The following is a 16485-nucleotide window of genomic DNA, read 5'->3' as shown; positions in this document are numbered from 1 at the left end:
AAAACTGGCGTTTTCAAAATAGAAAATCACTCGAACTGACGATAGCGGAAATGACAGATATGCTGATTACGTCACTTCGAGTGGTTTTACGTAATATAATGGAGTAAAATTGTATCGAGAAGCTTCCCAGAAACAACGGTTCTCGATATAATTTTCTATTTCAAAAACTAGCGTTTTCAAAATAGAAAATCACTCGAACTGACGGGTGTCGTGAACTGGCGAGTGTAGTGAACTGATGGATGTGGTATGGACAAAAATTCTTTACTTTTTATTTTATTTCAATAAAAAGGCTTTCCATCGGTCTTCTTACTTTTTTTAGGTTGGCTAAATAATCATTTTTAAGGTCTCTATAGCCCAAAGTCATAATGAGCATACTGCGCAATCCTTTTTCTTTTAGCTGCAATACATCGTCTAGCAGTGCTTTGTCAAAACCCTCCATTGGTGTGCTGTCTATTTGTTCTACCGCTGCTGCTACCAAGGCAAAACCTAGTGCAATATAGGCTTGTTTGGCATTCCATATCAAATTATCGCTATCGCTATTTTTTAGTTGTTCGGCCATTCGATCTTTTACTGGGTCTAAACTAGCAACAGTTACCTCTCTTTCCTTCGCTATTTGAGCGATGTAAGCCTCTATTTTTTCCATGGTTATGCTATCCCAAACAGCAAACACTAGTAGTACAGATGCCTCTGTAATCTGGGGTTGCCTCATCGCAATTGGTTTTATCTTTTCGAGCATTGCTTTGTTTTCAATAACAATAATAGTGTAAGGCTGTAAACCAAATGATGTGGGCGCTAACGAAATGGCCTCTAAAATGATGTCCATTTTTTCTTTTGGAATTTTTACACCATTCATTCTTTTTGTGGCATAGCGCCATTTTAGTGCTGGAATTATAGACATCATTTAATTATTTAGGTGTGAACGTAAAAACCAAGCCATTTTTTCGTGTGTTTCCATAAGACCTGTTACAAAATCGGCTGTACCTGCATCTTGATAATCAGCTGTAAATAACATAATGTGTCCTCTCAATATGATGATGATACTTTGGTGGTCATCTAGTAACTCTTTGATAAATGCTTTACTGCTGTTATCCTCTGTTATTTTTTCCGATAGGTGAGTTAAACTTAAATAGGATTGTAAAGTGGCGGGAGCATAATGTCCAATGGAACGAATGCGCTCGGCTACTTGGTCAATTACATCATCCAATTGCCCGAATTGGATTTCAAAAAATTTGTGCTTATCATAAAAATCCGCTCCTTCACAGTTCCAATGCGCATTTTTTGTTTTGGTATAGAGCACCGTTTCGTCAGCGAGGATTTTTGTTAATTCAGTGGCGACTGCTTGTCTGTTTTCGGCTGTTATTCCTATGGCTATTTTCATTATTTTTTTTAGATTTTATTTTGTTATTTATTTATCAGTATACTTAGATAGTTATTCCTCAACCTAAAATTCGGTTGAAAACGGATACTTTTACTAACACTTTTCTATTCAAGTGCTGCTAAAAGTAATTTGGCTACTGCTTCCGAAGAGGCAGGATTTTGACCTGTGATAAGTAAGCCATCTTGTTTAGTATAGGAACTCCAATCCGCTTCTTTGCTGTAAATAGCACCCTGCTTTGTTAACTCATCTTCTAGTAAAAACGGAACTACTTTAACTAGCTTAACTGCTGCTTCTTCGGTGTTGGAAAAACTAGTAAGATGCTTACCTTTTACTAATGGATTGCCATTTTTTGCCTTGGTATTCACTAATGCTGCTGGTGCATGACATACAAAAGCTATTGGTTTTTGATGGTTATAAAAGTTTTCAATTAATTTTATAGAATCGACATCATTTGCTAAATCCCATAATGGTCCATGGCCACCAGGATAAAAAACAGCATCAAAATCGTCGTATTTTATATCCGCTAATTTCAGTGTGTGCGCCATTTTATCGACAAGTGTGTTGTCTTTATAAAATCGATTGGTTGAATCGGTTTGTGCGTCTATCAACTCGCTTTTAGGGTCAACAGGTGGTTGCCCTCCTTTTGGAGAAGCTATCGTGATTTCTGCTCCTGCATCGGACAAAACATAATATAGTGTTGCAAATTCTTCAATCCAAAAGCCGGTTTTTTCTCCACTAGTTCCTAAATCAGCGTGAGAGGTTACTACAAATAAAATTTTCATGTTGTTTATTTATTTAAAATTGTTGTTTACACTTATTATAATTTCATTTCTTCTTCCAAATAATTGATATGGTGGATTGTATCCCAAATAGCGAAAGTGACCATAATAATAAATTTGGTATTCTTTTAAAGCTTTTTCCAGTAGTGCTGTTTGTTTTTTAATACTTTCATCAGAGGCAAATCCACCAAAAGTAATTACCGCTACATATTCTTCGGGAACCGTCTTTATCGTTACTTCGGAATTATTAGGTATAGGCAAATTATCTTTGTTATAGTTAGCTGGCATTACAAAACTCATACTCGAAATACTATCATTGATATCCATGTGAACTGGCGAAGTCATGGCTATTTGTTTGTTATCTTTATTGCCACCAAAAATATAAGTCGCTAACTTTTTGAAACCTGAACTACTTAATTCTCTATAGTTTTTCGCAGACGAAGTAATCATAGCCATGGTAGATGATGGATAAAACCTGATTTCAAAGTCTTTTTCTACCCGAATCACTTTGTAGGGTTGGTTTTCTGATTTTTTAGTTGCCCTACTGATGTAAAGTTGAAAAACCACAAACAGGATAAGCACTATACTTCCGATGATTACTGCTGTTTTCATAATTCCTTGTTTAACATTTTAATTGGTTCTTTTGCTTTCATTACCGGAACATAAAGCATGATGTTGGCACCCAACATGACAAATAAAACCCCAAACACTTGTAGCGTAACTAATTTGAAATTCAAAGCGATAACAGCCCCAATGCCTACTACTAAACCAAGTAGCACCCGGATTAGTACGATTTTAAAAACAACCTTTTGTGCCAAATTAAAAATCCAACTGCATAAAATTATTTCTGAGAAGGAATAAAAGATGAAAAGATAGAAAGTGAAATTTATAAACCTTTCCATGGAATTACAGAAAAAGAGAAGCGCAATTGCATATAGCAACATAGCAAAAGCATGCATAGTATGATAGGCAAATTGCACTTGTTTGTTTTGGCGAAATGCAGCAGTAGCAAAAGCAAAAAATGCTCCCACTAGTAGCGTAATTGCTAGTTTAAATGTAATTTCGTTTAGCGAACTATCATTTGAAAATAACAAAAAAACACCGGCAAGAATTGTAATTAATCCATATAAATAAATGGGGATGTTTTTTTTCATTCTGTTTTACATTTTAAAAAGGATCACTTAATTCACTTATTCTAATCCGCTTTTTATTTACAAATTCGTCTACTGATATTGTTTTTAACATCAGTTTACAATACCAGATTACCTTTCCATCAAAAATTATGATTAATGTGAATTAATGTCAGAACAAAGTTGAGAACTCTTCTGTCCTAAAAAGTTACAGAAAAAATGATAAGAATTGTATCATTCGCATATTTTGAGTGAAGAGTGAAGAGTGAAGAGTAAGGAGTGAAAGTTGGTAATGAGTTGTTTATAAACTCTTTTGGCTAGGGAAATATATTGATGGTCTTGAAACGATTTTTATCTTTGTAGGTATTGCTCTTCTATTACTTTTCTGATTGATACAAAACCTATTTTGTTTACCTCAATCTCGGTTCGTTTTATCCAAATAAGTTCGTTGATTTCATCTTTAGCCGTTATGGAAACATCATCATTTGACAAGGCACATTCGTAGATAATATCCATAGTGCGATAGGCTACGTTTTTAAAAACGTAATGATTTGGTGCTGTGGTGATATATCGTATATCAGTTGAAGTAATAACCAAACCTAATTCTTCTTTAATTTCTCGACATGCTGCTTCTTCTGCGGTTTCGTTTGGATCGATAAAACCACCTGGCAAGTCGAGTTTACCTTTGTCGGGATTTACATTTCTAACCGTGAAAAGCATTTTGTCTTCAAAAGTGAAAACAACGGCTACTGCGGCGGCAATATTATGGTATAAAACAAAATCACAGTCCTTGCAATGCAACTTGAAATTGTTGTGGTAAGTGAAGTTTTTGCTGGCGCAATTGGGGCAGTATTTAAAAAAGTTGGTTTCGGTCGACATAGTTTGGCAAAGATTGCACAGTTTAGCACAGATTTTTTAAATTTTTAGCCACGGATTACAAGGATTTCCAAAGATTATTTCAAAGATTAATTTGTGACGATAACTTAAATCATTGTTCGATTATAGTTTCCCAAAAACCGTATTTTCCTGTTCCGTTACGCGGATGAAGGTGGTTCGTTTTGTTAATTCTTTTAATTTGGATGCACCAACATAGGTACAGGTACTTCGAATGCCGCCCAAAATATCGTGAAGTGTTTCTATCACATCGCCTTTGAAGGGCACTTGCACTGTTTTGCCCTCGCTGGCTCTGTATTCAGCCACACCGCCAACATGCTTTTTCATTGCGGTTTCAGAACTCATGCCGTAGAACTGTTTGTATTTTTCGCCATTGATTTCTACTAATTTCCCGCCGCTTTCTGTGTGTCCGGCAAGCATTCCTCCTAGCATTACAAAATCGGCTCCAGCGCCAAATGCCTTAGCCACATCGCCCGGAATAGCACAACCACCATCGCTGATGATGTGTCCGCCTAAACCATGCGCCGCATCGGCACATTCAATAATAGCAGAAAGTTGCGGATACCCTACTCCTGTTTTTACTCTAGTGGTGCAAACTGAACCTGGACCAATACCTACTTTTACAATATCAGCACCTTCCAAAAGAAGTTCTTCTACCATTTCGCCAGTAACTACATTTCCTGCAATGATTACTTTATTTGGATATTGCTTACGTGCTTGTTTTAAGAAGTTTACAAAATGCTCTGAATAGCCATTAGCCACATCAATACAAATGAATTTCAAGTCAGAATGGAGTTCCATGATTTCGGCTAGTTTCTTAAAATCTTGCTTTCCCGTTCCTGTGCTAACTGCAATATAGTCGACGATTTCTGTTGGCGCTTTTTGAAGAAAATCGCTCCATTCTTGTATCGAATAATGTTTGTGAATGCATGAAAACAGTTTCTCTTTGGCTAGTTCGATTGCCATTTCGAATGTTCCTACGGTATCCATATTGGCTGCCATAATCGGCACACCTGTCCAAGTTACTGTACTGTGCTTAAATTTGAATTCACGTTCTAACGACACTTGTGCTCTACTGTTTAGCGTTGAACGTTTTGGTCTAATCATTACGTCTTTAAATCCTAATTTTAGTTCGGTTTCAATTCTCATAATTCAATACTTTGGATGAATTCAAATGTATTGTTTTCAGGAATATAAATGAAAGAATTCATTTTCTAAATAGGAAAAATTATGAACAATTATTATGTAAGTGTTTTGATGGTTCACTATTTCCTTCGGGAGTCGGGTTTGCCTCAGAATAATTTTCTTTTTAAAAAAATAGCTTTTTCAAAATAGAAAATCACTCAAACTGACGAATTTATTGACTGATGGATTTCGTGAAGGGAAAATCAATTGAAGTAACTAGTTTAGTATTTAATTGCGTTATAAAAAACCTTTACTTCATTTATAGCGGTTTGATAAGTAGATGCTATTTTATTATTTATACTATAAAAAAGTTAACTAGGTAAGAAAAAAGAAAGTCTCAAAAATCTTTTTACCTTATTGTAAATTGAAATAAAATTTACCACTAAATCAGAAAAAACAATTTATTCAGGTAACTTACCTAGTAACTTAATTTGGGGAAAAAGGGCTTACTCGTTCATTTGTTTGAAACTTTATAAAACAAATCTGTTATTTTATTTGTTTTATACTCATTATTTTAAATAGCGCTACTTAGCAAAGTATATTTTAAAAGTTGTTCCTTCCCCTACACTACTTTCTACCTCGACTGAACCGTTAAGCGCTTCTATTTGATATTTAGTAAGATACAAACCTATTCCGTTGGCATTTTTATTTTGATGAAATGTTTGATTTAAACCAAATAATGAATTTCCAAAGCGTTCTAAATCAATTCCTTGTCCATTATCTTTGATGGTTAGAATTTTGGCATGAGCTACTTCCATAAACTCAAAATGGATTACTGGAAAACGATTAGGGTGTGCATATTTGACGGCATTGGTACAAAAATTCAATAAAATACTTTCTAAATAAGCAGGATTATGAACTACCGAAGCATTTTGAGGTATAGAATTGACAAACTCAAGTTTTTTTTCATGCGAATAACCATTTACTATGTTTTCCACTTTTTCTAAATACTGGTTAAGAAGCAAAGTCTCGTTATTAATCGCAGAAGGTTTATTAATAGAAACTATTTGAGATAAATCGTCAAGTGTTTTTTTTAAATCGTTTGAAACGGTGCCCATAAGATCAAGATACATTTGGTTTTCATTTTTATCCACATCTAAATCGATGACATCTAGTAACATTGTGATATTAGCCGCATAAGTATTTAAATTGTGTGATACCGTATAAAACAAATTCAATAATAATTTATTCAGATTTTCAGTGTCAGAACATGCCTTGTCTTGTTTTAACTGGCTATAGTTTGTAGAAACGTTAGCAACTTCCATAAGTAATCTTAATTTGTATTAATTATTTACATTATCCTCATTATGCTAGTGCAAATATAGACTTGTCAAAATCAATAAATTGTAGAACATGTGAACTGATTTTGTAGAATTATTTCTACAAAAAAAATGTTTTTAGGAAGTTAATTGGAATTACTTTGACTCTTCAAAATATAACTGGAAGAGTTCAATTAATGCGGCTAAATTATCAATTTCTAGTTTCTCGAAAACCCTATTCTTAAAGGTGCTTACGGTAGTTTTTTTAATTTGTAGTAGCTCTGATATTTCTAGATTTCCGTAGCCTTTTATTAAGAGTCGGGCTACTTCAACTTCTCTAATTGATAATTTATCGAGCGGATTAATGGGTGTTTTGGATATATAGGAGTCTAAAATCCGGTCTTTAACTGTTGGAGTTAAAAATTTTCCTGTAGTTATCATGCTTTTTATAGCATATTTCATCTCATCTTCGGTACAACCCTTATTTAAAAATCCAGAAGCGCCAGCATTAAGGTAACGAAGTGCATAAATACTTTCGTCATATGCCGTACAAATTAAAATCATTAGCTCAGGTTGCAGCATTTTTATCTCGGGAATGATACTAAGGCTATTACCATCTGGAAAATTTATATCTAATATCAAAAGGTCTATTTTTGCTACTTTTACCATTTGAATAACCTCTTTAAAACTGCCTGCTGTTTGAATTTCAGCGGTAGGAAACAATTCTTTAATAACTAAGGAAAATCCCTGCCTAACAACACTGTGGTCATCAGCAATTAAAAAAGTAAAGTTTTTTGATAATTTCATGTAAGGGCTATTTAATGGATTTATTCTTGTGTCAAAATAAGGTTAAATGTCACTTTGGTTCCTTTGTTTGGTTCGCTTTCGATGTGAATTTCGCCATCAAATAGTTCGATTATTTCTTTACAAATATTCAATCCTAAACCCACACCTAAATCGGTCACATTATCAGAAACAACACCTTGATAATATGATTCGAAAATGTTTTCCAGGTCATTTTTATTAATTCCTATTCCATTATCTGAGATGATTACTTTGAAATTTTTCTCAAAATCTGAAATAGTTTCTAAGTTCACATCAACATTAATTTTTCCATTTTCGGTAAATTTATTGGCATTTCCGATAAGATTATAAAACAGTTGGTGAATTTTAGCTACATCGGTAAAGACAAGTTCATTGGTTTCGATATGGGAGGAAATTACTAAAGTGTTGCCTTTTGTTTGTAAAAGCGAAGCCAAAGAAGTTAAAATTTGATTTATTTCTTCTTTTAAATTAGTACTTTTTAATTTCAAACTGAGCTTATGATTTTCGTCTCGAGAATATTCTAAAATTTGATTGGAGAGTAACAGCAACGAATTGGTTGTAAACTCTATGGACTTAAAAGTTTCTTTTAGTTGTATATCGTTCACAGTTGCACTTGATTTTTTACTGTACATTGAAATGATACTCAAGGGAGAACGTATCTCGTGGCTAATCATGCCAGTAATTCTATTTTTAAAATTCAAACTTTGACGAATTCTTTCGTGTGAAAGGGTTATTTTTTTTTCATAATCAAAAGCTAATCGGGTAAAGTTGAACAAAATAAAAGAGATAATTAACATCAAAATTATTAAAATGATGATGCTATAACTTCTTATTTTTTTGCTAGTTTGGTATTCCTTTTCAAGATTTTGAATAGTTTGAGGTTGAGATAAATTATTCCCTTTGTTATAACTTGTAACTAATGATTGGTTAAATAGTAACAGCTCTTGCTATTTAAATCGATTAATCGTATATCATTGGCTCTAAAATTAGCATAAGCCATTTTCAATTTAATAAACTCTTTCGCATAATAATCATTGGTGATTTTGATAGCATTCGATAATTGTTGTTCGATGCTTCCTGTGGTAACTTTGTCTTTGTATTGCATAGTAACTACCGTATTGACGTACTCTTTTTGTACGTTGGTTCGATTAGCAATCGCATCACCTAAACGCGAAAAAAGGCCTTTGCGAGATGCACTATCTACTTTTACATAAGAGTCTGTTTTAACATCGTCTAAAAACTTGTCTATTTGAAACTCGTTAAAGCTAAATGCTGTGGGTAAATTATTTTGAATGGCAATTTGATTTTCAATAATGGAATCTATTGACGACTTTGTTTTCTTGATAGCAGACAGAATAGTTTTTTTCTCTTTTAGTAACTTTTCCTTATGGTCGTTACTATTTGAACTAGCTATATTAGCTTGCCAATCAATAATATTATTTATACTCTTCGCATAATTTCTTAAGGATGTCGTATCACGAGTCGTTATGTATTAATTAAAATCATCTTGAGAGGTTAGCAAAGCATTATTTATGGTATTCATTTTGCCCGCAGTGGCCATATCGTCAAAAGCTTCCGCTAGTTTCGTTTCATTATACCAAGTGAGTATAGCAATAATTTGCAATAGAATAATGGAAATCAATAAAGTATAATGAACTACTTTTCTATGCTTAAATTTTAGTTGTATCAAGTAAAAGAAATTTATTAGTACTTCTATTCTAATTAAAAATTGGATTAAATAGTTGTAGCATTCGCATTTATACTACAAGGCATTAAACATTTTTTTTCGAAACATTTTGAAGCTCAGATTACACAAACAATACCACTCTTTTTTGAAAATGATAGTAAAAAAACCTTTAATTTTTTTGCCATCACATTCACTTCTTGAATTAACAGAACTAACATTTGCATTACAATGTTAAAAGAGATTTGGGGCATTTCTTTTAATTGCATTAAGTGATTTCTAAAAGAGTATTTTAAAAAAACACTTTTATAAATTTCAAGCTTTTTTACAAGACATGAAGTTTTATCGGGCAAATTTAGTATTCTTCATTAAAAAATAAGTAGTACTAAACAATACTTTTTGTAGAATAAATTCTACAGCTTTTTTTTGAACCAAAAAATAAACTTTATTATTGAAGTGAAAACGCTTAAATTATGTTGTAACTACATCTAGATAATTATGAACGACCACTAAGGTGAATAAAAGTGTTTCATACCCATTCATTGTAAGCTATTAAGCTTACTTTTAGTTCTTGAATAAATTTGTTCTGTTTTCTTCTAGTTTGAATGAATGATAATTACTATAAATTACTAAAAATATATATTCTATATCAAATAAAAACGTATAAAATTCTCTTAAATAATTATAATTTTACAGAATAACTTTAAATGAAAAAAACAAAATACTTTGTCAGGTAATCTATTTATCTTCGACTAAGTTATAACTATTAAAACTTACTATATGAGAAGTATTTTTTGCTTACTGTTCGTTAACTTTTTATCGTTTGGATTTGCCCAAAACTCTATTCCAAAAGTATTAGAAAAACTTAATAGTAAATCAGTTCCTTATATTACGGTTAAAGAATTACTTGCAAAAGAAAACGCTGTTTTACTTGATGCTCGTGAAACTAAAGAATATAATGTAAGTCACATTAAAAATGCAATCAATGTGGGATTTGAGAAATTTGATGTAAAAAGAACGAAACTGATTCCAGTAGATAAAGAAGCAACAATCATTGTTTACTGTTCGATTGGCGTGCGAAGTGAGAAAATCGGCGAACGCTTACTAAAGTTAGGCTACAAAAATGTTTTTAACCTCTACGGTGGCATTTTTGAATGGAAACACCAAGGCGGAAAAGTGGTGAATAACCAAAATGTGGAAACTGACGAAATTCATACCTTTAACAAAGAATGGAGCGTATATCTGGCGAAAGGGAAAAAAGTGTATGAAAACTAATGCCTTAATCATATTTACACGAAACCCTCAATTAGGGAAGGTAAAAACCCGATTGGCCAAAACTATTGGGGATGAAAAAGCCTTGAAAGTTTACACTGATTTGTTAGCACATACCATGAATGTTACGAAACGATTGACCTGTGATAAATTTGTTTTTTATGATGAAAGGATTGTAAATAATGATGGATGGGCAGATAATCTATTTTTTAAAAGAAAACAATCAGGAGTGGATTTAGGAGCAAGAATGCAACATGCTTTTGAACAACTTTTTGAAGTGGGGTATCAAAAGTGTATTATTATTGGAAGTGATTTGTTTGACTTAACTGCTCATCATGTTCAGGAAGCTTTTCAAAAATTGGACAATGCTGATGTTGTACTCGGCCCGGCAGAAGATGGCGGTTATTATCTTTTAGGATTAAAAAAAGTAATTCCTTCCGTTTTCATCAATAAACATTGGGGAACTTCGAGTGTTTTAACCGAAACGCAAAGGGATTTAGAAAATCATCAAGTTGAATGCATTGAAACACTAAACGACATTGATACTTTTGAAGATTTAGAAAAAAGCAAGTATTACCAAAAAAGACAACAGCTGAATGGAAAAGTATAGTGATATTTTTTTAAATTCTTACAGTGGTTATTTTAACTACCTGTTGAATGAAATTCTTTATTGGAAATGGGACAACTATTTCTATGGTTTACTATTTATTTCCTTAGGCGTTTGGTTGTTAGAAATTGTATTTCCATGGCGAAAAAATCAACCGATATTTCGTAAAGATTTTTGGTTGGATTTGTTTTACATGTTTTTCAATTTCTTTTTATTTAATCTGATTCTGTTAATTGCCTTATCCAATGTTGCCGAAACGCTTTTAAATGACTTTTTGTCTTTATTTAATTTACAATTAACTTCTATACAAGTCGTTTCACTTTCTGAGTTGCCAAAGCCAATTGGACTGATTGTATTTTTCATCATCAGTGATTTTGTGCAATGGAACATACACCGTTTATTGCATCGTGTTCCTTTTTTATGGAACATCCACAAAACACATCATTCACCCAAGCAAATGGGATTTGCCACACAATTTCGCTACAATTGGATGGAAGCTGTGGTGTATAAATCCATTCAGTACATTCCACTCATTCTGATTGGCGGTTTTGCTTTAGAGGATGTTTTTATCGTACATTTTGTTGCTATTGCGATAGGCCATTTAAACCATGCCAATATTGGTTGGGATTACGGAATTTTTAAATATGTTTTCAATAATCCGAAAATGCATATTTGGCACCATAGCAAAGTGTTGCCCTCAAAATACGGTGCCAACTTCGGTATTTCATTAAGCATTTGGGATTATCTTTTTAAAACCAACCATATTCCAAACGATGGAAAAGACATTGAGTTAGGTTTTTCGGATGAAGAGGAATTTCCGAACGATTTTATACAACAAGAACTATTTCCTTTTAAAAAATAATGTGTAAGGAATCCACAATGGCAGCGTCTAGTAAACAGCTATAAAAAAATTGAACATGAGAAAATTATTTTTTATCATCTCCCTCCTACCCTTTTTGTCATGTGCCAAATCAAATGAATCTTCGCTACCTGAAATGGCTTATGCCAAAGAAAGTAAAACCATAAGCAAAGTAATCGACCATCAAAAATGGCATGTTTTATTGCAAAAACATGTTTCGGCAAAAGGAAATGTAAATTATCCGGGATTTAAAAAAGATGCCCAAGCATTACAAGTATATTTAGACGAACTTTCGGCAAATGTTCCCCAAAAGTCGTGGTCTAAAAATGCGGTGTTAGCCTATTGGATTAACGCCTACAATGCGTTTACCGTAAAATTAATTTTAGACAATTATCCCGTAAAAAGTATCAAAGACATCAAAGACCCTTGGGGTAAAAAGTTTTTTATATTGGGAACAAAAAAATATAGTCTGGAAGAAATTGAACACGAAATTTTACGGAAAATGGACGAACCCAGAATTCATTTTGCCATCAACTGTGCTTCCTTTTCTTGTCCGAATTTATCAAATGAAGCTTTTATTGATACAAAATTAGAAAAGCAACTCGATGTCGCCGCAAAAGCATTTGTTAATGATAAAACAAAGAATACCATTCAACAAGAAAGCGTTGAAATCTCAAAAATATTTGATTGGTTTTCGGGCGATTTTAAATCAAACGGTTCAATAGTCGATTACTTGAATCAATACAGCACGATAAAAATTTCCAAAAAGGCCAAAATAAAATTCAAAGAATACAATTGGAGCTTGAATGACTAAAATTTCCATCATCATACCAACACTCAATGAAGTCGATGCCATCCATCGGCTTTTGTTGTATGTAAAAAAGGAGCTTTCAAAAACAATTCCGTTTGAACTCATTGTGGTTGATGGTGGCAGTACAGATGGAACGAAAAATAAAGTGCAAACCTTACACAAAGACGTCATAGTGTTATCGAGTGCAAAAGGCAGAGCAAAACAGCTCAATGCCGGAGCAAAAATAGCAACCGGTGACCTACTCTACTTTTTGCATTGTGATAGTTTTCCGCCAACTGACTTTGATTTGGAAATTTTTAATCAAGTTAAAAAAGGTCATTTTTCTGGCTGCTTCCGAATGAAGTTTGATGATGCTCATCCGGTGCTTTGGGTTTCGCAATGGTTTACACGATTTAATCATATATCTTGTCGTGGAGGCGACCAGTCTTTGTTTGTAACAAAATTATTATTTGATGAAATGGGTGGTTACAACGAAAATTACAGTATTTATGAAGACAATGAAATCATCAAACGATTGTATCAAAACAGTAAATTTGTTGTAATTCCTAAATACGTTATCACCTCAGCCAGACGCTATAAGAAAAATGGTGTTTTGCGATTACAATATCACTTTGCTATCATCCATCTAAAAAGAAGATTCGGCCATTCAACTGAAAGCATGTTAAAGTACTATAAAAAAAACATTAGCTAAATGGAATACAGAGGTAAACTGAATGAATATTTTCATATTGCAACCATTAGAAAAGAGGATGCAGTTTGGTTAAATCAATACAAAGGGGATTGCTTGCGTATTTTTTGGAATGACAAAAGAGACACTACCTTAATTATTGATGGATTAGAATATCCCTTGTTACTCAATCAAATTTTGTTTTTAACGGACATGCATGACATTGTCATTTCAAAAATGGATGAAATTAACCTTATTCGTTTTAACAGAGAATTTTACAGCTCTGAATTTTTTGATAAAGAAATTGGTTGCAATGGTGTACTTTTCTTTGCCAATGCTAAAATTCCGGTCATTGATTTGGATGAAATACAATTGCCCAAATTCAAATTACTTTGGATGGTATTTCTCAGCGAGTTTGAATCGAAAGACAATTTACACGGTCAGATGTTGTTGATGCTTTTGAAACGTTTTTTAATTCTCGCTACCCGAATTTATAAAAAGTCAAACAAATCCATAAAACTGCATGTTAACAAGTTAGATACGATTAGAGAATTTAATTTATTGGTTGAAATGCATTATAAAAAAATGCATACCGTTGTAGAATATGCGAATTTAATGAATAAACCCGCTAAATCGTTGACCAATCTTTTTACTTTACACTCAGAAAAAACACCACTTAAAGTAATTCAGGACCGAATACATATTGAAGCTAAAAGACAATTATTATTTACCCAAAAAATTGTGAAAGAAATTGCTTTTGAATTGGGTTTTGAAGATATTACTTCGTTTAGTCGATTTTTCAAAAATAAAGAAGGACAATCCCCAAAAGAATTCAGAGAAAAAAACAGAATAATTGACAACTAATCAGGAAAAATAGTATAATCATAATCAATTGATTTTTTGAACTTTGTTAAAAATCAATTGCTATGAAAAAGAAAATTTTACTTTGTGTTTTTGGCTTACTTTCCTTTGCTATGGGAAAGGCACAATGCACCGCTAACGGAACAGGATTTGGAAACAATCCAAGTATTCCAAGTTATAATGTTTCAGGAATGGTTTCGGTTGTACTCAATGATAACAATACCATTACTGTAAATTTAGGCAGTAATTTTTCCACAGCTTCCGGTCCGGATGTAAGGGTATTTTTAGTTGACAGAGGAACGCTGACAAATGCTCAGTTGCGAATGACCAATAATTTTTTATCACGACCTAGAGTCGAAATGGGACTTGTCAACGGAAATGGTGCAGCAAGTTTTACACAAACGATCCCTAACGGAGTAACAATCTCGAATTTCAATACGATTTATTTTTACTGTCAGCAGTTTAACGCTTTTTGGGACTTTGGAAGTTTTATGCCATTTACAAGCTCTAATTGTGCTACATTATCTAACGAATCCATTTTTGCCTCGAATTTTAAAGTCTATCCTAATCCTTCAAAAGGTACTATCTCAATTGATTTTGATGAATTTACCGAAATAAAATCATTCCAAATCTATTCAGCATTAGGTCAAAAAGTAGTTGAAATAAATGAACCTATCCAATCCAAAACAAGTTTCGATTTAACAAACTTAGAGAGCGGTATTTATTTTCTTCATTTGATTGATGTCAATAATAAAACGTATACTAAAAAGATTAGTTTGAATTGATGAATTTTGTTTGTTTTATTGTTTTAGATTGATTTTAAAATGCGGTGTTCTTTCACCGCTTTTTTTTTATTTTATTACATTGCTCTTTATTAACTTTAGCTTTAATTAAAAAATAACATCAAATTTAAAAATTGAATTAAATCATTTAAAGACGATACTGTTTAAAAATATTGTCCTATACCAAATACAATTCCGCTTGAAGAATTTCTTGTTATTCCATATCCATAATCAATTCTAAATGTGGCATTAAAAATGGTTTTATGTATAAATCGCAACCCAATTCCAGAATAAATTCTAAAATTTTCTGAATCTATAAAATCATTGAAATTTCCGCCAGGTTGGCGCCAACTACCGGAATCTATAAAGGCATTACCTTGTAAAACAAACCAATTTTTTTCATAAATCGTTGTTCGGTACTCCGTGTTAAAAACCAACACTCCGGTTCCGCGATCAATAATATTACCCACACCGCGAATGTTTAAATTATTGTCTAAAGAAAACGGAGCGAACGGATTAGAGTCATTAGATGACAATCCCAAGCGCAATCTACTCGCCCAATTACCTGTTTTGCCCACTCGTTTAAAATAAGACAAGTCATTCCAAGCGATAATAAATTCATTTTGAAAGGCATTGGAACTAAAAACATATTGACCAAAGAAATTATTACGAAATCCGTTAACTAAATAAAAATCGTATTTTAAATTATCGAATATATAATTGGACTTTATCATCACTTTATCAACTTCTAGAAATTGCGGTACATTAACATCTGTTGGACCTGAACGGTATTGATATTCTTCAGAAAAAAAATTTGCTCCCAATTTTAATGAATTTCTATAATTTAATCTATACACACCTAAAACTTCAACACCTGTATTTGTATATTCATACCTTGATGGCAAATCAGTGATAAAAATGGGCTCAAAACTAGCCAATTTTTGAAAACTACTTTCAAGACCAAAATTAGCAGAAAATAGAAAAGGTGCCGAGAAAAATAATCCATAAGAAGGAATACCATTCGATTGAAAATATCCTCCAACAGTGTTATTTCTTCCCAAAAAATTATAATCAAAAAGTCCGACTCTATATGCGGCTTCTGCTTCGTCAGTAGTCCAAAGTTGCAAATTGGGTAAAATACTCCAATTCTCAATTACCGTAAATGTAACGCTGTAGTTATTGACTTTATTCTTAGTAACTTTATAAGTGACATTAGAAACACCATTTAACCTAGTTAGTGCCGCAACATCCCTATGTAATTTTAAAGAGTCTAAAGGTTCTGCTACTCTTGTTTCGATAAATTCGGTCATGAATTTGATATTCATTTTTTTAACTCCTTCCCAAGAGATGTCTCCAACGCTGTTTTCTTGAGACATCAAGTTACTAATTGAAAAAAAGAGGATAAAAAGGCTGTTTTTCATGTTTTTTCACAAATATCTACAGAAATCTTCAAACGTTTAACGCTTTTAGTAAAATTGTCAACTAATAAGGA

20 protein-coding genes are annotated in these 16485 nt (G+C 32.7%); 7 read left to right on the top strand and 13 right to left on the bottom strand.

From position 1 onward, the window contains the following. Positions 1–268 precede the first annotated feature (268 nt). From WFZ85_RS14235 to WFZ85_RS14180, 12 genes are all read right to left on the bottom strand, one after another. Positions 269–901 (bottom strand): nitroreductase family protein, encoded by a 633-nt coding sequence (locus WFZ85_RS14235; protein WP_342696957.1) that lies wholly within the window; start codon positions 899–901, stop codon positions 269–271. Beyond that, complete coding sequence (locus WFZ85_RS14230) at positions 902–1378, bottom strand: Dps family protein (protein ID WP_342696956.1); 477 nt, start codon at positions 1376–1378, stop codon at positions 902–904. Positions 1379–1482: 104 nt separating this feature from the next. Then, positions 1483–2160: a type 1 glutamine amidotransferase domain-containing protein gene (locus WFZ85_RS14225; protein ID WP_342696955.1), complete on the bottom strand. Its 678-nt coding sequence runs from the start codon at positions 2158–2160 to the stop codon at positions 1483–1485. A gap of 9 nt (positions 2161–2169) precedes the next feature. Then, complete coding sequence (locus WFZ85_RS14220) at positions 2170–2769, bottom strand: SOUL family heme-binding protein (protein ID WP_342696954.1); 600 nt, start codon at positions 2767–2769, stop codon at positions 2170–2172. Then, a complete protein-coding gene (locus WFZ85_RS14215) occupies positions 2766–3311 on the bottom strand; it encodes a hypothetical protein (RefSeq protein ID WP_342696953.1) in 546 nt (181 codons plus the stop codon). Before WFZ85_RS14215 ends, WFZ85_RS14220 begins: the two co-directional genes overlap by 4 nt. 327 nt (positions 3312–3638) lie before the next feature. Further along, on the bottom strand, positions 3639–4166 hold the full coding sequence (locus WFZ85_RS14210) for an NUDIX hydrolase (RefSeq protein WP_342696952.1): 528 nt from the start codon (positions 4164–4166) through the stop codon (positions 3639–3641). A gap of 120 nt (positions 4167–4286) precedes the next feature. Then, on the bottom strand, positions 4287–5330 hold the full coding sequence (locus WFZ85_RS14205; RefSeq protein ID WP_342696951.1) for a GMP reductase: 1044 nt from the start codon (positions 5328–5330) through the stop codon (positions 4287–4289). Positions 5331–5890: 560 nt separating this feature from the next. Next, positions 5891–6631, bottom strand: coding sequence for a sensor histidine kinase (locus WFZ85_RS14200; RefSeq protein ID WP_342696950.1), 741 nt, complete (start codon positions 6629–6631; stop codon positions 5891–5893). Between the two features lie 150 nt (positions 6632–6781). After that, a complete protein-coding gene (locus WFZ85_RS14195) occupies positions 6782–7432 on the bottom strand; it encodes a response regulator transcription factor (RefSeq protein ID WP_342696949.1) in 651 nt (216 codons plus the stop codon). A 20-nt stretch (positions 7433–7452) separates the two neighbouring features. Further along, complete coding sequence (locus WFZ85_RS14190; RefSeq protein ID WP_342696958.1) at positions 7453–8247, bottom strand: sensor histidine kinase; 795 nt, start codon at positions 8245–8247, stop codon at positions 7453–7455. A 119-nt stretch (positions 8248–8366) separates the two neighbouring features. Further along, the gene (locus WFZ85_RS14185) at positions 8367–8555 is read right to left on the bottom strand and encodes a hypothetical protein (RefSeq protein ID WP_342696948.1); all 189 of its coding nucleotides are present in this window, start codon (positions 8553–8555) and stop codon (positions 8367–8369) included. A 387-nt stretch (positions 8556–8942) separates the two neighbouring features. Next, the gene (locus WFZ85_RS14180) at positions 8943–9140 is read right to left on the bottom strand and encodes a hypothetical protein (RefSeq protein WP_342696947.1); all 198 of its coding nucleotides are present in this window, start codon (positions 9138–9140) and stop codon (positions 8943–8945) included. 774 nt (positions 9141–9914) lie between these two features. Between WFZ85_RS14180 and WFZ85_RS14175 the strand changes: the two genes are divergently transcribed. The 7 genes from WFZ85_RS14175 (at position 9915) to WFZ85_RS14145 (ending at position 14996) form a co-directional block, all read left to right on the top strand. Then, on the top strand, positions 9915–10409 hold the full coding sequence (locus tag WFZ85_RS14175) for a rhodanese-like domain-containing protein (RefSeq protein WP_342696946.1): 495 nt from the start codon (positions 9915–9917) through the stop codon (positions 10407–10409). Continuing rightward, positions 10399–11016, top strand: a complete 618-nt coding sequence (locus tag WFZ85_RS14170; RefSeq protein ID WP_342696945.1) for a TIGR04282 family arsenosugar biosynthesis glycosyltransferase — start codon at positions 10399–10401, stop codon at positions 11014–11016. The genes WFZ85_RS14175 and WFZ85_RS14170 overlap by 11 nt, the downstream gene beginning before the upstream one ends. After that, positions 11003–11875, top strand: coding sequence for a sterol desaturase family protein (locus WFZ85_RS14165; RefSeq protein WP_342696944.1), 873 nt, complete (start codon positions 11003–11005; stop codon positions 11873–11875). The genes WFZ85_RS14170 and WFZ85_RS14165 overlap by 14 nt, the downstream gene beginning before the upstream one ends. A gap of 55 nt (positions 11876–11930) precedes the next feature. Next, entirely contained in the window at positions 11931–12686 is a 756-nt protein-coding gene (locus WFZ85_RS14160; protein ID WP_342696943.1) for a DUF547 domain-containing protein, read from the top strand. Continuing rightward, positions 12679–13374 carry a TIGR04283 family arsenosugar biosynthesis glycosyltransferase gene (locus tag WFZ85_RS14155; RefSeq protein ID WP_342696942.1) on the top strand — a complete coding sequence of 232 codons (696 nt, stop codon included), beginning with the start codon at positions 12679–12681 and terminating at the stop codon, positions 13372–13374. Before WFZ85_RS14160 ends, WFZ85_RS14155 begins: the two co-directional genes overlap by 8 nt. Continuing rightward, positions 13375–14214 (top strand): AraC family transcriptional regulator, encoded by an 840-nt coding sequence (locus WFZ85_RS14150; RefSeq protein WP_342696941.1) that lies wholly within the window; start codon positions 13375–13377, stop codon positions 14212–14214. Between the two features lie 62 nt (positions 14215–14276). Beyond that, positions 14277–14996: a DM13 domain-containing protein gene (locus tag WFZ85_RS14145; RefSeq protein WP_342696940.1), complete on the top strand. Its 720-nt coding sequence runs from the start codon at positions 14277–14279 to the stop codon at positions 14994–14996. Between the two features lie 161 nt (positions 14997–15157). On the opposite strand, the gene WFZ85_RS14140 is transcribed toward WFZ85_RS14145, so the two are convergent. Beyond that, a complete protein-coding gene (locus WFZ85_RS14140) occupies positions 15158–16414 on the bottom strand; it encodes a BamA/TamA family outer membrane protein (RefSeq protein WP_342696939.1) in 1257 nt (418 codons plus the stop codon). Positions 16415–16485 lie beyond the last annotated feature (71 nt).

The sequence above is a fragment of the Flavobacterium aureirubrum genome, from assembly GCF_038739835.1.
In the GTDB taxonomy this organism is placed as follows: Bacteria; Bacteroidota; Bacteroidia; order Flavobacteriales; family Flavobacteriaceae; genus Flavobacterium; species Flavobacterium aureirubrum.
This window is presented reverse-complemented; position numbering and strand designations above follow the sequence as displayed.